Annotated in this window: 16 protein-coding genes; 10 read left to right on the forward strand and 6 right to left on the reverse strand. The window is 44.4% G+C overall.

Annotated features, from left to right (window positions below):
- Nucleotides 1-231: 231 nt before the first annotated feature.
- From glgB to R8O70_RS00550, 3 genes are all read left to right on the forward strand, one after another.
- Complete coding sequence (gene glgB, locus R8O70_RS00540; protein ID WP_206953174.1) at nucleotides 232-2,475, forward strand: 1,4-alpha-glucan branching protein GlgB; 2,244 nt, start codon at nucleotides 232-234, stop codon at nucleotides 2,473-2,475.
- A gap of 136 nt (nucleotides 2,476-2,611) precedes the next feature.
- Complete coding sequence (mtgA, locus tag R8O70_RS00545; protein WP_054865800.1) at nucleotides 2,612-3,286, forward strand: monofunctional biosynthetic peptidoglycan transglycosylase; 675 nt, start codon at nucleotides 2,612-2,614, stop codon at nucleotides 3,284-3,286.
- A gap of 180 nt (nucleotides 3,287-3,466) precedes the next feature.
- Nucleotides 3,467-5,527 carry an alpha-amylase gene (locus tag R8O70_RS00550; protein WP_258625393.1) on the forward strand — a complete coding sequence of 687 codons (2,061 nt, stop codon included), beginning with the start codon at nucleotides 3,467-3,469 and terminating at the stop codon, nucleotides 5,525-5,527.
- Nucleotides 5,528-5,596: 69 nt separating this feature from the next.
- Here R8O70_RS00550 and R8O70_RS00555 read toward each other — a convergent pair whose 3' ends face one another.
- Together R8O70_RS00555 and R8O70_RS00560 are read right to left on the reverse strand one after the other, a co-directional pair.
- Nucleotides 5,597-6,313 carry a DsbA family protein gene (locus R8O70_RS00555; protein ID WP_005374842.1) on the reverse strand — a complete coding sequence of 239 codons (717 nt, stop codon included), beginning with the start codon at nucleotides 6,311-6,313 and terminating at the stop codon, nucleotides 5,597-5,599.
- A gap of 96 nt (nucleotides 6,314-6,409) precedes the next feature.
- Nucleotides 6,410-6,697, reverse strand: coding sequence for a hypothetical protein (locus tag R8O70_RS00560; RefSeq protein ID WP_049872671.1), 288 nt, complete (start codon nucleotides 6,695-6,697; stop codon nucleotides 6,410-6,412).
- A 448-nt stretch (nucleotides 6,698-7,145) separates the two neighbouring features.
- On the opposite strand from R8O70_RS00560, the gene R8O70_RS00565 reads away from it, so the two are divergent.
- The 5 genes from R8O70_RS00565 (at nucleotide 7,146) to R8O70_RS00585 (ending at nucleotide 10,679) form a co-directional block, all read left to right on the forward strand.
- Complete coding sequence (locus tag R8O70_RS00565; protein ID WP_005374846.1) at nucleotides 7,146-7,883, forward strand: nucleoside recognition domain-containing protein; 738 nt, start codon at nucleotides 7,146-7,148, stop codon at nucleotides 7,881-7,883.
- Nucleotides 7,883-8,350: a YjiG family protein gene (locus tag R8O70_RS00570; RefSeq protein WP_005374849.1), complete on the forward strand. Its 468-nt coding sequence runs from the start codon at nucleotides 7,883-7,885 to the stop codon at nucleotides 8,348-8,350. The genes R8O70_RS00565 and R8O70_RS00570 overlap by 1 nt, the downstream gene beginning before the upstream one ends.
- A 9-nt stretch (nucleotides 8,351-8,359) precedes the next feature.
- The gene (locus tag R8O70_RS00575; RefSeq protein ID WP_064376876.1) at nucleotides 8,360-9,484 is read left to right on the forward strand and encodes a M20 family metallopeptidase; all 1,125 of its coding nucleotides are present in this window, start codon (nucleotides 8,360-8,362) and stop codon (nucleotides 9,482-9,484) included.
- 206 nt (nucleotides 9,485-9,690) lie between these two features.
- A complete protein-coding gene (locus R8O70_RS00580) occupies nucleotides 9,691-10,065 on the forward strand; it encodes a YkvA family protein (RefSeq protein WP_033906664.1) in 375 nt (124 codons plus the stop codon).
- A gap of 170 nt (nucleotides 10,066-10,235) precedes the next feature.
- Complete coding sequence (locus R8O70_RS00585) at nucleotides 10,236-10,679, forward strand: DUF6795 domain-containing protein (protein WP_054576577.1); 444 nt, start codon at nucleotides 10,236-10,238, stop codon at nucleotides 10,677-10,679.
- 133 nt (nucleotides 10,680-10,812) lie between these two features.
- On the opposite strand, the gene R8O70_RS00590 is transcribed toward R8O70_RS00585, so the two are convergent.
- From R8O70_RS00590 to R8O70_RS00605, 4 genes are all read right to left on the reverse strand, one after another.
- Entirely contained in the window at nucleotides 10,813-11,277 is a 465-nt protein-coding gene (locus tag R8O70_RS00590; protein ID WP_233272549.1) for a DUF6795 domain-containing protein, read from the reverse strand.
- 402 nt (nucleotides 11,278-11,679) lie between these two features.
- Nucleotides 11,680-12,984, reverse strand: a complete 1,305-nt coding sequence (locus R8O70_RS00595; protein WP_206953134.1) for a dicarboxylate/amino acid:cation symporter — start codon at nucleotides 12,982-12,984, stop codon at nucleotides 11,680-11,682.
- 389 nt (nucleotides 12,985-13,373) lie between these two features.
- The gene (locus R8O70_RS00600; RefSeq protein WP_158155521.1) at nucleotides 13,374-14,639 is read right to left on the reverse strand and encodes a DUF1835 domain-containing protein; all 1,266 of its coding nucleotides are present in this window, start codon (nucleotides 14,637-14,639) and stop codon (nucleotides 13,374-13,376) included.
- Nucleotides 14,640-14,919: 280 nt separating this feature from the next.
- A complete protein-coding gene (locus R8O70_RS00605; protein ID WP_206953136.1) occupies nucleotides 14,920-15,810 on the reverse strand; it encodes a LysR family transcriptional regulator in 891 nt (296 codons plus the stop codon).
- Nucleotides 15,811-15,919: 109 nt separating this feature from the next.
- On the opposite strand from R8O70_RS00605, the gene R8O70_RS00610 reads away from it, so the two are divergent.
- Nucleotides 15,920-16,228 carry a monooxygenase gene (locus R8O70_RS00610; RefSeq protein ID WP_021452923.1) on the forward strand — a complete coding sequence of 103 codons (309 nt, stop codon included), beginning with the start codon at nucleotides 15,920-15,922 and terminating at the stop codon, nucleotides 16,226-16,228.
- 7 nt (nucleotides 16,229-16,235) lie between these two features.
- The gene (locus R8O70_RS00615) at nucleotides 16,236-16,607 is read left to right on the forward strand and encodes a hypothetical protein (protein WP_206953175.1); all 372 of its coding nucleotides are present in this window, start codon (nucleotides 16,236-16,238) and stop codon (nucleotides 16,605-16,607) included.
- Nucleotide 16,608: the final 1 nt, after the last annotated feature.

Below are 16,608 nucleotides of genomic sequence, written 5' to 3' on the forward strand. Positions count from 1 at the left end.
ATGCCTAGAGTGACGTAGATGGACGAGCTGATCACCAATTTTGTTAGCTCAGAGGTACGAAAGTTCCGTCTAGGTCACTCATTCCTAAAACACAATCCGTTAGGATGAAGTACCGTTATTATGCCCGCGACAATAGCGGGCATTTTTGTATTTTGACGCCGTTTACGCAACGAACGTGAGAAGCGGAGTCTTTTTGTGAGTTCACAACGTTGGCTGTGGAGAAACCGATGTTTGATTCAGATCTCTGGTCTTGAAAAGGATGTTGGCTCTAGGGAGAAAGATTTGAAAACCACCAAAACCAAGAAAATAAAGAAACAACACGAACGCGCATACGAACTGCTTGCTGAGGCGGCTTACTCAGATCCATTTGCGGCGCTGGGTCCATTCATTGACGACGAAGCTTCGCTGAGAGTTTGGATGCCGGGCGCAAACAAGATTGAACTACTTGTTAATGGTGAACCTCGCGTGGCGCTTGAGCGTGATGGCGACAGCGGTTTCATCTTAAAAGAGCAACGCGATTTACACCTGACCCACTACCGTTTAGCGGTCGATTGGAATGATGTTGAACAAATTATTGATGACCCGTACCAGTACCACAATATCTACCAAGAGTACGAGCATCTGCATACGCCAAAAGACATGTATCACTACATGGGCGCACACTTTGTCACGCTAGAGCGTGGCGGTGAAAACATCTCTGGTGTGCGTTTCCTTGTTTATGCACCACATGCATCTGCTGTTAGCCTTGTGGGTTGCTTCAACCAATGGGATGGCCGTCGTCATCCAATGCAACGCCTAGACTACGGTATCTGGGGCCTATTTATTCCTGGCTTAGAAGAAGGCGTTCAGTACAAATTTGAGCTCAAAGGGCCAAATGGGGAAGGGCTGCCACACAAACAAGACCCTTGGGGTTTCTACTCTGAGCAATACCCATCGTTCGCATCCATTACTTACGATCACAAGCGTTACCAATGGCAAGATGCGAAATGGCAAAATCGCGCAGTGACGCAAAAGCGTGATGAAGCGTTATCGTTTTACGAGCTGCATGCTGGGTCATGGAAGCGCAACGAGAAAGGTGATTTCCTGAACTACCGCGAACTTGCGGAGCAGTTGGTGCCATACCTTGTGGATATGGGCTACACCCACGTTGAGCTGATGCCTGTGTCTGAGCATCCATTCTATGGTTCATGGGGCTATCAACCTGTTGGCTTGTTTGCACCAACTAGCCGTTTTGGCTCACCTGATGATTTCAAATTCTTCGTGGATGCGTGTCACCAAGCTGGTATCGGTGTAGTGCTGGATTGGGTTCCTGCGCACTTCCCATCGGATGATCATGGTTTAGCGAACTTTGATGGTACGCCTCTATTCCATGATCCAGATCCGCGTCGCGGTTGGCACCAAGACTGGAACTCCTACATTTACGATTTAGGCCGTGAACATGTGCGTCGCTTCCTTGTCTCGAATGCGCTGTACTGGTTTGAACAATTCCATATTGATGGTATTCGCGTGGACGCAGTCGCGTCGATGCTCTATCTCGATTATTCACGTAGCCACGATCAGTGGGTCCCGAACGTTGATGGTGGCAACGAAAACTACGACGCAATCGCAACCTTAAAATGGATGAACGAAGAAGTGTACAAGCACTTCCCGAATGCGATGACGATTGCGGAAGAGTCAACGGCGTTTCCGGGGGTGTCTGCGCCAACCTTTATGGGTGGTTTAGGTTTTGGCTTCAAGTGGAATATGGGGTGGATGCACGACAGTCTTTCATACATCAAAGAAGATCCTGTTCACCGCAAATACCACCACAATACCATCACATTCCCGCTAGTTTATGCGCACAGCGAGAACTACGTCTTGTCTCTCTCTCACGACGAGGTGGTGTACGGCAAAGGCTCTATTCACAACAAGATGCCAGGCGATGAATGGCAGCAAACCGCAAACCTACGAGCATACTACGGTTATATGTATGGTCAACCGGGCAAAAAGCTGAACTTTATGGGCGCGGAAATTGGCCAAACGGCGGAGTGGAACCACGATGATCAGTTGCAATGGTTCTTACTGGAATATGAGCGTCATCAAGGTGTCCAAAAGCTGATGCGCGATTTGAACCACTTGTACCGAAATGAAGCGGCGATGCACGATCAAGATTGTGTTCCTGCTGGTTTTGAGTGGCGTCTACAAGACGAAGCGGATGCGAGCATCCTAGCGCACGAGCGTATTAGTAAAGAAGGTGAGCGTATTCTGATCATCACCAACTTTACGCCCGTACCACACGAGCGCTTTCGTTTAGGCGTTCCAAATGCAGGTCAATACGAACTGCTACTGAATACAGACGACAGCAAATACGGCGGCAGCGATTTTAAAGTGCTGACCAGTGTGAAAACGGAAAAAGTTGAAAGTGAATCACTGCCTCAATCACTTGAGCTTCGTTTGCCTCCACTTTCAACCGTGTTCTACAAGCTGCACAAATAATTTAGTCTAATCAAATTCTAAGCCCGTTTTACATTGTAAATCGGGCTTTTTTTGACCAAGTTTTCACTAACGATAAACAGACTGCATACTCTATACTTGCATCATATTGTTTTATTAAATCAGGCTAGGTCGGACTTTGAGAAAGATTAAATCCCTTCTGTTCAATATCTTATTGGTGCTTTTGCTTTTACCAGTGATGCTCGTTGGCATAGTGAAATACATCGATCCACCAATTTGGGGATGGAAGATCAGCCGCATGATTTCTCCTCCTGAAGGATTTCCTGAAGAGAGTCAAAATGAATGGGTGCCTTTGAGTGATATTTCTAAACACATTCAATTGGCTGTGATTGCGACAGAAGATCAAAAGTTCCCGACCCATTACGGAGTGGATTTTGATTCCTTGTTTAAAGTGATCTCAGAGTCTGGCGAGAACGGTCCCTCTCGCGGTGCGAGCACGATTACTCAGCAAACTGCAAAGAACGTGTTTCTGTTTCCTTCACACTCTTATGTGCGCAAAGCGTATGAGCTTTATTTTGCTCTGCTGATGGAAGCAATGTGGAGTAAAAAACGCATTCTTGAAGTGTATTTGAATGTGGTGGAGTTTGGTCCAGGTATTTATGGCGCGGAAGCCGCTGCGCAAAACTACTTTGGTATTCCTGCTAAACAACTTTCAACACGCCAAGCAGCAAGGCTTGCGGTGGTGCTGCCAAATCCGTATCGCATCAAAGTTTACCCTCAGACTTCTTACACCATCAGCCGCGTCAATTGGGCGATGAGACAAATGCGCAACCTAGGCAGCGTGCAGCTTTAAACTCCCTTTTATCCTGCTCGTAAATAGAACTACGCCCCAATAAAAGCAAAATGTGAAGCGTCACAAGCTTTAGGGCGTAGCCTTTCAGAATGATGTGCTCAGTTTTTCATCCATTTACTATTAGTGTGAATAAAACTACAACACGAATACTGCGCCTATGCGCAACCAATGGACTGAACGATGAAACTGAATCTGATTACGACGACCTTATTGCTTGCATCGGCAAGTGCCATCGCCGAGCCAAACATCACCATTTCTACCACGACCAACAGCCGTGACTTTCCTTTAAGTGCAGAGCAACCTTTGGTTGTGCCCTTAACCAAAGACGGATACACGCTCAAAATCACGGGTGTTGAAGGCGACTGTGTCGCGCCTGATGGTCAGAAGGTCAAATTCAACAAACCTATCGCGCTGAACTGCGGAAAACCAACAGAACTGCCGTTAAAAATCCGTTTTACTGGCGATTACTCTTTTGCTTTTGATGCGGAAGCCAAAACTCTACGCTTCAAGCGTGAACCTAAGAAAGCTGCCAAGACAGAATTCAAACGCCCAATCCCACAAGTGCAATGTGAGGTTTACCAAGGCGGCGAAGTCACCATCGCGCTGGGTGACAGTTTCCCCGATGGCACCAAGTTGCGTGATGCCTATTCTGGTCAAATGGTCGAAGTAAAAGATCAGCAAGTATCGCTGACACCAAGCAAAGATTCCGGCGGTTTGGTGCTACTAGAGCCAGTGAAGAAAACCAAAGAAGCAGTACCGTTTGATTACCGTAATGCCAACATTTACTTCGTGATGGTCGACCGTTTTAACAATGCCGATACCAGCAATGATAACAGCTATGGGCGAAAGAAAGACGGCAAAGAAGAGATTGGTACCTTCCACGGTGGTGACCTAAAAGGCGTGATCGAAAAGCTAGATTACATCAAGAGCCTAGGTACAGATGCAATTTGGCTGTCGCCAATCGTTGAGCAAGTGCATGGTTTTGTGGGCGGCGGCGATAGCGGCTCATTCCCATTTTACGCTTACCACGGTTACTGGACGCGTGATTTCACCAAGATTGATGAGAACTTCGGTAACGAAGATGACCTGAAAAAGCTGGTGGAAGAGGCACACAAACGTGGCCTTAAAGTATTGATGGACGCAGTAATCAACCACACCGGTTACTCAACGTTAGCCGATTTGCAATTTGATGGTATTGAGGTGTTAAAACCAAACGCTGACCTACCTAAGAAGTGGGGGGATTGGCAACCAAAAGCGGGCGAAAACTGGCATAGCTACCACCAGAATATTGATTACCAGAGTCCAAACTGGGCGAAATGGTGGGGCGGTGACTGGGTAAGAACAGGTCTACCGGGATACCCAGCTCCGGGCAGCAGTGATATCACCATGTCATTGGCTGGTTTGCCTGACTTTATCACTGAATCAGACAAAGCCGTGAAGCCAGCTCAATGGCTATTGGATAACCCTGGCACTCGCGTTGAGGCGCGTGATAATTACACCGTCTCGGACTACCTAATTGAGTGGCAAACTGATTGGGTGAAACGCTTTGGTATTGATGGTTACCGTGTCGACACGGTGAAGCATGTTGAAGGCGATGTGTGGAAACGCTTGAAAGAAGAGGCATCAAGCAGCCTTGAGCAGTGGCGTAAAGAGAACGGTAAGTCAGGTCAGCCATTCTGGATGATGGGTGAAGTATGGGGACATACCGCTTATCGCAGCCCTTACTTTGACGATGGCTTTGATGCGTTGATTAACTTCGACATGCAGAAGAAATTAGATAAAGGCGCGGCGTGTTTCAGCCAAATGGCAGACACTTACCAAAGCTATGCGGACACTATCGCCAATGAGAAAGACTTTAACCCTGTGAGCTACATGTCTTCTCACGATACCGAGCTGTTCTTCTCTCGCTTCAAAGATTACGGTATGCAGCGTAACGCCGCGAATGCATTGCTTCTGAGTCCTGGTGCTGTTCAGGTTTATTATGGTGATGAAGTTGGTCGTAACATTGGTCCTTACGCGGACGATTTCCACCAAGGCACTCGTTCTGACATGGTATGGAAGCTATCTGATGAGAAGCAAGCGCTGCTCAAACACTGGCAAACTCTTGGTCAGTTCCGTAAAGCGCACCCAGCGATTGGTGCGGGTCAGCATCAAGTAATTGAACAAGAAGGCGCGTACGTGTTCTCTCGCTCGCTTGGCAATGACAAAGTCGTTGTGGCGTTTGTGGGTCGCGACAAGTAGTTAGAACTTCGTTTTAAGCCTAGATAGAAAAAGCCCTTCCTTGAGTTATCAGGGAAGGGCTTTGTTGTATTAGTTCGCCAGTTCTTGGTCGATGACTTTTTCTAGCTCGTCAAACGGCACATAGCCAGGAATGACTTGATCATTAATGATCAACGCGGGCGTGCCGCGTAAACCAAGTTGCGTGAAATACTGATAGTTTTTATCAAGCAACGCCTTGGTCTCTTTGTCGTCGACAAGCTGTGCTTCTGTCCCCGTTTTTTTCGCGATTTGATTTAAGGAACGTGCGTCATGTGCGCCCGGTTTTTTCACCAATAACTCATGCACTTGTTCGTACTTATCTCGCTGGTTTTGCCAAACATTTAATGCGTAACTTGCCGAGTTGTAGCCGTTTTTCTCGTATTGTTCTTTAAAAGAGACATTGAGGTTAAGCACTTTTACCTGCGGATATTCCTTACCAACTTTGACCAGCTCTCCTTCTAAACGTTTACAAAAAGGGCAGCTGTAGTCTGTTACGTTAATAATGGTTAACTCAGGGTTTTCAGCACCAAAAGAGGAATGTTTGCCATCACTTAGATATTGACGAACCTCCTTCAAGGTGTCGCCAAATGACTGTTGATACGCAATGTACTCTTGAAGGTTTTGGTGCAATGAATCAAGAATTTGAGGGTTTTCTTTTAGTATCTGAGTAACTTCCTCTAGCTTTTGTTCTGCGGTCTTTTCTGATGCGAAAGATACGGCAGGTACGATAGCCATCGTTAACGCCAAAAGTGTACGAGTGAATGTCATAATATTTCCTAAAACTTTTAAATTTCGTTGTTTGTTATGTGAAGTGAATAAAATATGTACAAAAGTCAGGCAGAAAGGTCTCTCGCCTTGCTGGCTTTATTCTCTAAACACGCAAAGTTTTAGGTGAACCCGATACTTTTCCGGTATCGGTTCTGTGTATTCCAGATAGCGAATTGCTGTGGTTGTCATCGGCAGCGCCACAATCAAAGCAAACAGAAAAAATGGAATAAGAATATGATCAAACTGATGTTGGTAAGCTTGAACCAGCTTTTCTGAAAGGTCGCAAGATGGTGATAAATTCACGCTTTCATCTTGCTGACTCTGTATTTGGTGAGCCTTCGGGCAGCTTTTCGAGAAACCAGAATTTTGGCTTAAGCATATCATCACCACCCAAAGCACGAGGGCGAGTGTCCATTTGGCTATTTTATATTGTGAGCGTAACAATGGGTCGTATAGTCCTGTTAATTCTGGTTTATACCGTTTACATATGACCGGGCCATCCTAACCTAAATTTCGTGGCTGAATGTTACTTTCGAGTTAATCGATATTGCCTCAATGCCAAAGTATGAAGTACGTCATGAATGTTGTAGAAAGCAATATTCGTCAGAATCATTTGTTGAGTTGATGAAGAAGTCGTGAGCTATCGACATAGATTAATATACCTAATTGTTAGCACAAATTTTTATTATCTTTCAATTGTGATTGGAATCATAAAACAAAACTTCATAACTGAGTCGCGATAATGTTCGGCAGGCGGATTGATTTTGATCATCTCTCTAGCACATTATTCAGGTGAACATATGTGTTAAGTTCCACATGTGTAGGTAATGTTATGAAAATTCCTGTTCAAACTGAGCGTAAAGTTACACTGGGGTGCTACGTTGCTCTGGCGTTTGCGGTTGTGTTCTTTTCTGGCCTGATGCAATCTAGCGAATGGTACGGTGTATTCGATTTTACAACGCTCAATGGCTCTTTCGGCAAGGTGGCGTATGGTGTCACCGAAACGGCTGACGGTGTGCAAGTTGCAACAACGTCGCTTCGCGGTACTGGTGGTAGCGGTGCTCGCGACGGTTTCATTTTCGCACTTACTTTGATTCCAACTGTTATGTTCGCCTTAGGTATGATCAACGTACTTGAGCACTACGGTGCACTTGAAGCCGCTCGTAAGCTTCTTACTCCTCTTCTACGTCCTCTAATGGGCATCCCTGGTAACTCTGGTCTGGCTTTAATTGCTTCTCTACAAAGTACCGATGCAGGTGCGGCAATGACGCGTCAGCTAAAAGATGAAGGTCACCTAACTAAGCGTGAAACGGACGTATTTACCATGTTCCAGTTCACTGCAGGTGCAACCATCGTGAACTTCTTCTCATCGGGTGCTGTGCTGTTCACACTGACGATGGCTGACGGCTCTCTAGCAGTAACGTCTTCTATTGGTTTAGCAGTTGTGGTGATGTTCGCATTTAAGATCATCGGCGCGAACCTGTTCCGTATCTACCTGAACATGACGGAAGGTAAAGAAGACAAGCAAGACCAAAACAAATCAGAGAACCTAAAAGAGGAGACGGCATAATGGGTGACGTTAAAGCGAAAAAACCAATGGTGACGGATATCTTCGTCGAGGGTGCTAAGAAAGGCTGGGTAATTGCGACTACCTCTACGGTGCCTAACGTATTGATGGCGTTCGTTATCATCAAAGCGCTTCAAATCACTGGCGCGTTGGATCTGATGGGCACGGTGTTTTCTCCAATCATGGCAGTGTTTGGTCTTCCGGGTGAAGCAGCAGCGGTATTGATCGGTGCTTGGATGTCGATGGGCGGTGCGGTTGGCGTAGTGATTACGCTGTTTGACCAAGGTATCCTGAACGGTACGCACATTGCGATTCTTGCGCCTGCTATCTACCTAATGGGCTCTCAAGTTCAGTACATGGGTCGTATCATGGGTCCAATTGGTACTGAAGGTCGTTACATCCCAGTTATGATTGCAATCTCAGTATTGAACGCGTTTGGCGCAATGCTGGTGATGAATCTGTTTGTCTAGGAGTGAGTCATGCAATTCTCTCTAAATGAATATCTAGAAGAGCTACGTCCGCTGATTAATGTGGATTGTGGCACTTACACGACTGATGGTATCGAGTTTATCGCTTCTCAATTTGAAGAGAAGTACCAAGCGATGTCAGGTTGGAGCGTAAAACGCATCGACTGTGGCAGAGCGGGCATCGGTCTTGAAGTTCGAAACAAGCCGGAAGCTGAGCAAATCGACGTAATGCTGATTGGTCACATGGATACCGTGTTCCCTGTGGGTACTGCTGAGCTTCGTCCAATGTCTCAAGATGCAGAGAAAGCCTACGGTCCGGGCGTCTCGGACATGAAATCTGGCTTGCTGAACATCGTATACGCGATGCGCAATCTAGACCAAGCGGTGTTGGATAAGTTGTCTATCGCTATCTGCATGAACCCAGATGAAGAGACGGGCTCTCTGGACTCTGTGGATTGGATTCAATCAGTTGCGAAAAACGCTAAGAATGTGCTGGTTGCAGAAGCAGCACGTGCAGACGGTGGTTTAGTGAAAGCGCGCAAAGGCATGGCTCGCTACAAAATGACCTTTAATGGCGTTGCTGCTCACGCAGGTAACGAGCCAGAAAACGGCCGCAGCGCAATCACTGAGATGGCGAATTGGATTCTGGCTGTCAATGCAATGACCAACTTTGAATCTGGTACTACGCTGAACGTCGGCATTGTTTCTGGCGGCAACGGTGCGAACATCGTCCCTGAGCACGCGGAAGCGATCGTGGATGTGCGTTTCTGGAGCAACGAAGAATACGATGATGTCGATAGCAAGCTAAATGGCATGCTGGAAACACCATTCGTTGGTGGCGTGAGAATTGAGTTGGTTCGTGAAGCTTATAAGCCTTCTATGGTGCCAAGCCCACAAACAGAAAGCCTGATGATGCTAGTTGAAGAAGCCGCAAGTGAACTGGCGATCGACATCAACTGGAAAGAAGTAGGTGGTGGCTCTGATGCAAACAACACGGCGATTCTTGGTGTTCCAACTTTGGATGGTCTAGGACCTATCGGTGCGGGCTTCCACAGCGATCAAGAGTACTTGTTGCTTGAGTCTATTGAACCACGTATCAAAATGTTGATACGTGTACTGGAGAAGATTGTTCAATAAGGCATTCTGCTTCTAAAGCTTGGCTCCCAAAGCTGTTGGTTTCAAAACCATTTGGTTTCCAAAGCAATAATCCCTGGACTTCGGTTTGGGGATTTTTTTATCTAGCCATTTTGTTTCCTTTCTTCATTATCATTACGCGCTATTAATCCTACGTTCAGGTTCATCGCCTTAATATCTATGCCACAGTCATAAATTTAGGAGGCACGATGACCACAAGCATGTCTGTAAATTCGGCGTCCGATGACGTCTTAGACCAAACGATGCAAGCACCAGATGAGAAAACCTTCTGGCGTAAAATGAAAGCGTCGGTTAGGAAAGCGGGTGAAGAAATTGCCGTAATGGGCATAAAATCATGGCTCGCGATGACAGATTCTAACACCTCTGTTCGCCATAAGGCGATTTTAGGTGGAGCATTGGCTTACTTCGTATTACCAACCGATATGGTGCCAGACGTACTCGCTGGCGTCGGTTTTACCGATGACATGGCAGCACTTACCTTAGCCGCGAACTCAGTCGGTAATGCCATCACTAAAGAACACGAAGCACAAGCCAGAGAAAAACTGAATTCGATGGTGGAGTAGGTATGGCCCATCAAACATGTTCTATGTTTGGTTTAGCGCAAACAAGAAATTGTTATTTTTAACATTTACTCAAAGCACACGAGCTCGTAACAATACGTTTTTCCGTAGTAGATTTGCTCGATTTGAAAGGGTACTTTCAGATTCAAGTTTTTATCTAAGAGAAACCTTTCATGTACAGGTATACGCCAGATATTATTGGTATGCTAACTTTGAACGGAAAACCGTTGTCATCTCAATTAGTGGTCCTCCGAGTCGGTGTGCGTGGAACCATTCATGAGTTTCAAACTATTACTGATGCTAACGGATCGTTTGCCTTCCCTGCATTTGAAGAGCATGAGTCTCAAGACTTATTGAACTTAGATCAGAAATACGTGCTCGTTTTCCTGAAGACTCATCTAGCAAATGGAGAAGAGGTGACGATATGGGAGTCTTCAATTGATGGTTATGAGACTTATGAGTTTGCTAGAGAAAATATGGGAAATTTGAATTGTGAAGTAACCAATGAAGTTTACTACTTCGCTTTTTCTTATTTTGGAAATGGTGAAGATGATACTTATGTGTACAGTCAGTGCAAACTAACTGGTTATGTAGAATCAGGAGTATACGAAAGTTAAGTAGTGAATTACTTTAGAGAAATATTCTGCGAATTAGCACTTTGATTGATATGTTTAAACTTGATTGAGGCGTGCAGGTATAGCTTTTTCTTTTAAAGAACTTTGAGTTTAATAATCATCACAATCATAAACTCTATGAAAAATGTCTTTTATATAAAAATCCATTTAAATTGCAGTTGCTAATAACCATTAGATCTCCAGCATTTTCTAGATTGATATTCTTGAAAAAGTATCGAAACTCGGTATCTTCAAGCTCACAGTAAAGATTACTTAAGTTGTCCTTTATAAATATAGGTGGTGAAACGTAGTTTAACTGAGACTCCCAAATATATTTCTTTTCTTCATTTATATAGGTATATATTCCGATATATGAATATGTTTGATTCAAAGCTGATTCTTTGAACCTTTGAGCATGTATGACTGGTTTAAAGTGAAATTCACCTAACTCATTAGTACTTGAACTCCTTTTGTAATTATTTTTTAAAAAATTAGCTTCTAAGTAAACCGTTACATTTTCTAGAGGTCTTTGATCAAGAACTAAAGTACCTTTTACCTCTGGGCTTAATGTATATTTAAATTTCTTAAAAAAATCGAACATACTTTCGTTGAAACCTAATGCAAGTATTGGAAATGAGAAAATGAATAAAAAAGACTATTTTTAAACATGAAATTATGATGTATGTATCTTAGTACCAACTTAATTATCAGACTACTATCTATCGCGATTTGGTTTTGAACTTTAATTTGATAATGGAATTTGTATCTCTATATGATGAAAATGTTCCTTATATCATTTTCAAAGTGATAAACATAGGCGAGTTATCTTAACCCTCTAGATGAACTAATATAGAATCGAACTACTTACCGATTAGTAATTGAAACAACCTCGGGGGACGAGAAATTTATCTAAACCTTTTTGACTTCGGGTTAATTGGAAATAAAAAACCACCTTAGAGTAAGGTGGTTTTTGCTTAGACAGGATAATTTAACTTGGAAGGGTTTAAGCTTCCGCGCGTTTCAGGTGCACTTCTTCTTCGGCTACGCCTGCCATTGGGTCGTTGAAGCGAGCTTCATCCAATGCACCTTCTGATTTCGCAACGATGACGGTCACAGCACTATCACCAGTGATATTTACCGCGGTACGAATCATATCAAGAAGACGGTCAACACCCATGATAAGTGCGATACCTTCAAGCGGCAGACCAACTTGGTTCAATACCATTGCCAACATTACTAGACCCACACCAGGAACACCTGCGGTACCGATAGACGCCAGAGTTGCCGTCATGATAACCATTAGGTAATCGCCCATAGTTAAATCAATATTGAAAGCTTGAGCAATAAACGCAGTTGCTACGCCCTGCATGATCGCCGTACCGTCCATGTTCACGGTTGCACCAAGTGGTACTGTGAACGATGATACACGGTTCTCAACACCCATGCGGTGCTTTGCTGTTTCCATTGTCACTGGAATCGTCGCGTTCGATGATGCTGTAGAAAAAGCAAACATGATCGCGTCTTCCATCTTACGTAGGAACGTAATTGGGTTTAGACCTGTGAAACCTTTTAACATTAAGCTGTAAGTAACTAGACCGTGTAGGACAAGCGTACCAGCCAGTACTAAGAAGTACTCTGCCAGATTGACGATCGCGCCCAGACCAAGACCAGTAAATAGCTTCGCCATTAAGAAGAACACACCATAAGGTGCCAAGTTCATCAAAATCGCGACCAGTTTCATGATCACTTCATTCAGATCAGAGAAGAATGCTGCGATGCGTTCGCCTGGTTTACCCGCTGCACTGATCGCGATACCGAATAGCACGGCGAACACGATAACTTGCAGAGTTTTACCTTCTGCCATTGCGCTGATTGGGTTGGTCGGGAACATATCGATGATCACCTGACCTAAAGATGGCGCTTCGGCTGATTTGAATGAACTTGCTGCCGTTAGATCTGCCCCTGCCCCTGGCTGGAATAGAGTACCCATAGTTAGAGCAAGCGTAATCGCGATAGCCGTTGTCGTAACGTAGAAAGCGAGGGTTTTACCGCCCATGCGACCCAGTGTAGAGAGGTCTTTGAGAGAGCTAGTACCACAAACTAACGAAACAAATACTAGCGGTACAACAAGCATTTTTAAGCTGGCAACGAAGATCTGTCCACCAACTTCGAATAATCCATTAATAATGTATGCGTCGACAAATCCGTTGTCGGCAAAAAGTGTGCGAATTGCAAATCCTGTCAAGATACCCGCAACCATACCTAAAATTACGCGGCTGGTAAGCGACATCGGTTTCTTGGTATTCATGAGAACACTCCTTATAGTTATGCACCTTGAGTTCACTTCAAAGCGGCGAGCAGATTAGCAGCGGAGTGAGAAAATACGAAAGAATAATCCTCTAAATGGTTAATAGATGTGAACTTTATCACTAATAAAAATGGGATTTTAACCAAATATTAACGAATTGGCCGGATGAAAAGTTTGTATTTTAACACTTTTATCGAATATACAACCGATAACAAAGAGGATTTACAATAAATTTTAATAAGAGATAGAGTGCATACTCTCTTTGAGTGGATGCATTTCTGCATAACTATTTAAGTTATATTCAGGCTAGCGGTCGCTTCTTTAGGGATAATTTAGTATTGAGTGTTCATCAGAGCCAACGAACCCGTTATGCTTTCATATTTGTCAACTCAATGATGGTTGGCAAGTGTAGTTAGTTGGAGGTGATCCCAGCTCCAATAACTTTGACTGGTATTTTTAATCCCTCCAACCCAATAGCATTGTTTCGCTCGTATTAAGCCTTCCAAACACTGCTTGCCAGCCTCAGTGATACGGACGCTTTGTTCCCACCAGTGCCTTTCACGTGACTCAATCGTGATCAAAGGTGTTTGACACTGTGCTAGAGGGAGGAGTAACGCGTAAAACATCACGTCTCCTAGGTAAGGAAGAGGTTCTAGTTGTTGATATTGCTCAAACCAATCTTTGATGGGAATTGAACGATTTTGCGAGTTCAAAACCTTTAGTGCGAGGTGTTGTGTCAAGCTCAATCCAGTTTGTGAATTAGGTAACTCTTGCAAATGGCGTTTAAGCACGTTGAGTATATTGGGCAAGCAATCCAGGTTATGCAGCTGAATCAAATTAACTATGGAAATAGGTGTCGGTGATGTAATAGCGTGCCAACACCGTTTAGCCTGACTGAATAATTTTGCTGTCACAGGTTTACGGTATCGCCAACAAGAACGAATAGCTTCTTCAGGCAACTGCCCAAAGCCGATGAATCGTTCAGTGCCCGGGAACTGGTTCAACTCAATGACCTCTATCACTTTATTCTCTACATTCTCTAACTGTGTTAGAGCACGAATTAGCATCAATTGATCATAACTGTCATGTTCGACCCAAAAGACGATTCGTTCAAATACATCACTTTGCAACAGATCGAGGTTTGATTGTTCCAATGTGACTATATCTTGAACCGAGTCTTCACGCTTCATCACAGGCAGCAGAGTCTCTACGACATATTGGGCACGAATGGCAAGGAAGTTCTGTGGTGTTGCTGGTATGGGGCCAATACAAAGCGGATCGATCAGGGCTAAAAATGCCCCTTCAAATCCGCTGGCTTTAAGTTGTTGTTGAATGTCGTGGCCACAACGAACGTGTAGCGTTTTTACTTTTGCATCTAGGGGCGGTTTTTGTTCTTTGATGGCTAGTTTGTGCGCTTCTAGCTCTTCGACATGAACTTTTAGTTTACTCCAACTGGATAAGCCCAGTTCTCTTGCGAGTGCATGTTGAACGTCAGCCAATTGAATTGTATTGGGAGCCAAAGATTCTGGTTTGGAGTGAAATCGCTTAACTAACTCCAACGTGGCGTCATCGTATAGGCGGATAGCTTTGAGCCTTTTTTTAGCAATGGATTTTTGCTGATTGATATTGATCGAGAAGCTATTTGTAGAGTTCATATTTCACCTTTCTTATTTCTTCCACACTCGCCTATATAGAAGCTAAAAAGAAGGTAAAAACAGATTGTGCCTGCTAAACCAAGCAGGTGAGGATATTGCCGTGAACCGAGTTCTTTCCGCGAGTGTTGGGTGCTTTAGGCATGAGCAGAGTGATAGTAGGTGGTCGCTATCCTTCGTGCAACCTTTTGTGAGAGTGTAGCGTCACAAAATGGCCGTTTCTCTATATTTAGGGAGAATCAATAGGCGATAACACTAGCGATTCAACTCAATACCACTGTTGCTAGACTCGAGTTTCTACACTTTTGAGTAAAGTACGATAAAGCGCTTGAGTCGCAGGACCACTTTTGGCTCCTTTGGGTAAAGTGAGGTGCAGCGCAACTTGATATTGATGGGAGTGTTCGATCTCCAATACTTTAATTTTATCGCTCTTGCGGGCTGCGACTAAGTGCGCTGGTAGCCGACAAAATCCAACGCCTTGCTCTACGGCGTGAAAAGCGTGGTCGAAGTTATCGACGGTAATACGCTGACGTGCGCGTAACCAACCCACATCTCTTTTCGTTTTGTCTGAATCACCTAAGTCACGGATGACAATTTGGCTGGTGGTTGCAAAATCGTCGATGGAAACATGCGGCTTTTTAGCGAGTGGATGGTGTGCTGCGATTACAGGCAGCATGGTTGTTACGCCAAATGCTTCGGCAGGGTAGTTGGTTATCGGTAAGTTGATGATTGCGATGTCAGCGAGCTCATTTACGACCATTTCGGTTGTTTTGCTCAGTGACGTTTCAACCACTTGAACGGAGGTCGTGTTGTTGTCCTCCAAAAATTGACTGAGTGGTGCATAAAGCCAACAAGGGTCACAAAGATGATCTATTGCGACCGTGATTTGAGATTCCACCCCACTTTTTAACTGCTCGCTGATGACTTCTAGTTCCCGCGCTTGTTCAAGCATGGATTGTGCACGACGCAGTATGGTTTTGCCGTGCTCAGTCAAACCTGCTTTGCGCCCTCGTACTTCGATAAGTTGAATACCAAGTTGGTCTTCTAACTTCCTCACCGAGTAGATCAATGTGGTATGGCTCTTGTTGAGCAGCAAAGCTGCAGATTGAATGCTACCTTCTTGATCAATCGCTTGTAGCGTTTGCCATTGTTCTAAGGTCGTTTTTAGTCTCATAAGTCAATTTTTTAGACAGTTAATGGCAAAATTATGAACTTTTTTGTCAGTTTTATAAAGATAATAATCTTGTCATCGAAAGCGAGTCAGTAAGAAGAGGAGACTCAAGATGGCGAAATTATTGCAAGTTGATTTTGAATTTCATGGTCCGTTTGGTGAAGAGATGTCGAATGCTCTGATCGATTTAGCGAAATCAATTAACCAAGAACCGGGCATGATTTGGAAAATTTGGACGGAAAGCGAAAAAGACAAACTCGGTGGTGGTATCTATCTTTTTGAAGATGAAGCCACGGCGCAAGCTTATCTCGAAATGCATGCCGCACGCTTACGAAAAATGGGCGTAGTCGAAGTACGAGGTCAAATCTTCGATATCAATGTGCCGTTAACGACGATCAATCAAGGGCCTATTGGAGGATAAGGAGATGATGACCAACCGCACTTTTCTAACCGTTCATGGTGTCATATATACGGTATTCGCTTTTGCGTTGTTTTTTGTACCAACCATGATGTGGCCGATGTATGGCGTACAAATTAACGACCAGTACGCGCTGTTTTTATCGCAGCATACTTCGATCTTTTTAGGTGGAATCGCAGCGGTGAGTTTGATGTTACGTAATGTGGAATCAGGGCATACTGCGAAACAGCTGTTTAAAGCATTATTGATTACTAATGGTTTAGGGGCAGTGATTACTACCTATGCCGGCATTATCGGAGTATTTGCCGGTTTTGGTTGGAGTGACCCAATATTCTTTGTCTTGCTTAGTTTGATTACGTACAAGCAATTAAGAGTGCAATAGA

It is taken from the genome of Vibrio sp. 779(2023) (assembly GCF_033344285.1).
Taxonomy (GTDB): Bacteria; Pseudomonadota; Gammaproteobacteria; order Enterobacterales; family Vibrionaceae; genus Vibrio; species Vibrio alginolyticus.

Bases quoted from the DNA above. Each gene is read 5' to 3' on its own strand.
- R8O70_RS00550 (WP_258625393.1), top strand. From the start codon at position 3,467: ATGAAACTGAATCTGATTACGACGACCTTATTGCTTGCATCGGCAAGT.
- R8O70_RS00555 (WP_005374842.1), bottom strand. From the start codon at position 6,313: ATGACATTCACTCGTACACTTTTGGCGTTAACGATGGCTATCGTACCT.
- R8O70_RS00560 (WP_049872671.1), bottom strand. From the start codon at position 6,697: ATGATATGCTTAAGCCAAAATTCTGGTTTCTCGAAAAGCTGCCCGAAG.
- R8O70_RS00565 (WP_005374846.1), top strand. From the start codon at position 7,146: ATGAAAATTCCTGTTCAAACTGAGCGTAAAGTTACACTGGGGTGCTAC.
- R8O70_RS00570 (WP_005374849.1), top strand. From the start codon at position 7,883: ATGGGTGACGTTAAAGCGAAAAAACCAATGGTGACGGATATCTTCGTC.
- R8O70_RS00575 (WP_064376876.1), top strand. From the start codon at position 8,360: ATGCAATTCTCTCTAAATGAATATCTAGAAGAGCTACGTCCGCTGATT.
- R8O70_RS00580 (WP_033906664.1), top strand. From the start codon at position 9,691: ATGACCACAAGCATGTCTGTAAATTCGGCGTCCGATGACGTCTTAGAC.
- R8O70_RS00585 (WP_054576577.1), top strand. From the start codon at position 10,236: ATGTACAGGTATACGCCAGATATTATTGGTATGCTAACTTTGAACGGA.
- R8O70_RS00590 (WP_233272549.1), bottom strand. From the start codon at position 11,277: ATGTTCGATTTTTTTAAGAAATTTAAATATACATTAAGCCCAGAGGTA.
- R8O70_RS00595 (WP_206953134.1), bottom strand. From the start codon at position 12,984: ATGAATACCAAGAAACCGATGTCGCTTACCAGCCGCGTAATTTTAGGT.
- R8O70_RS00600 (WP_158155521.1), bottom strand. From the start codon at position 14,639: ATGAACTCTACAAATAGCTTCTCGATCAATATCAATCAGCAAAAATCC.
- R8O70_RS00605 (WP_206953136.1), bottom strand. From the start codon at position 15,810: ATGAGACTAAAAACGACCTTAGAACAATGGCAAACGCTACAAGCGATT.
- R8O70_RS00610 (WP_021452923.1), top strand. From the start codon at position 15,920: ATGGCGAAATTATTGCAAGTTGATTTTGAATTTCATGGTCCGTTTGGT.
- R8O70_RS00615 (WP_206953175.1), top strand. From the start codon at position 16,236: ATGACCAACCGCACTTTTCTAACCGTTCATGGTGTCATATATACGGTA.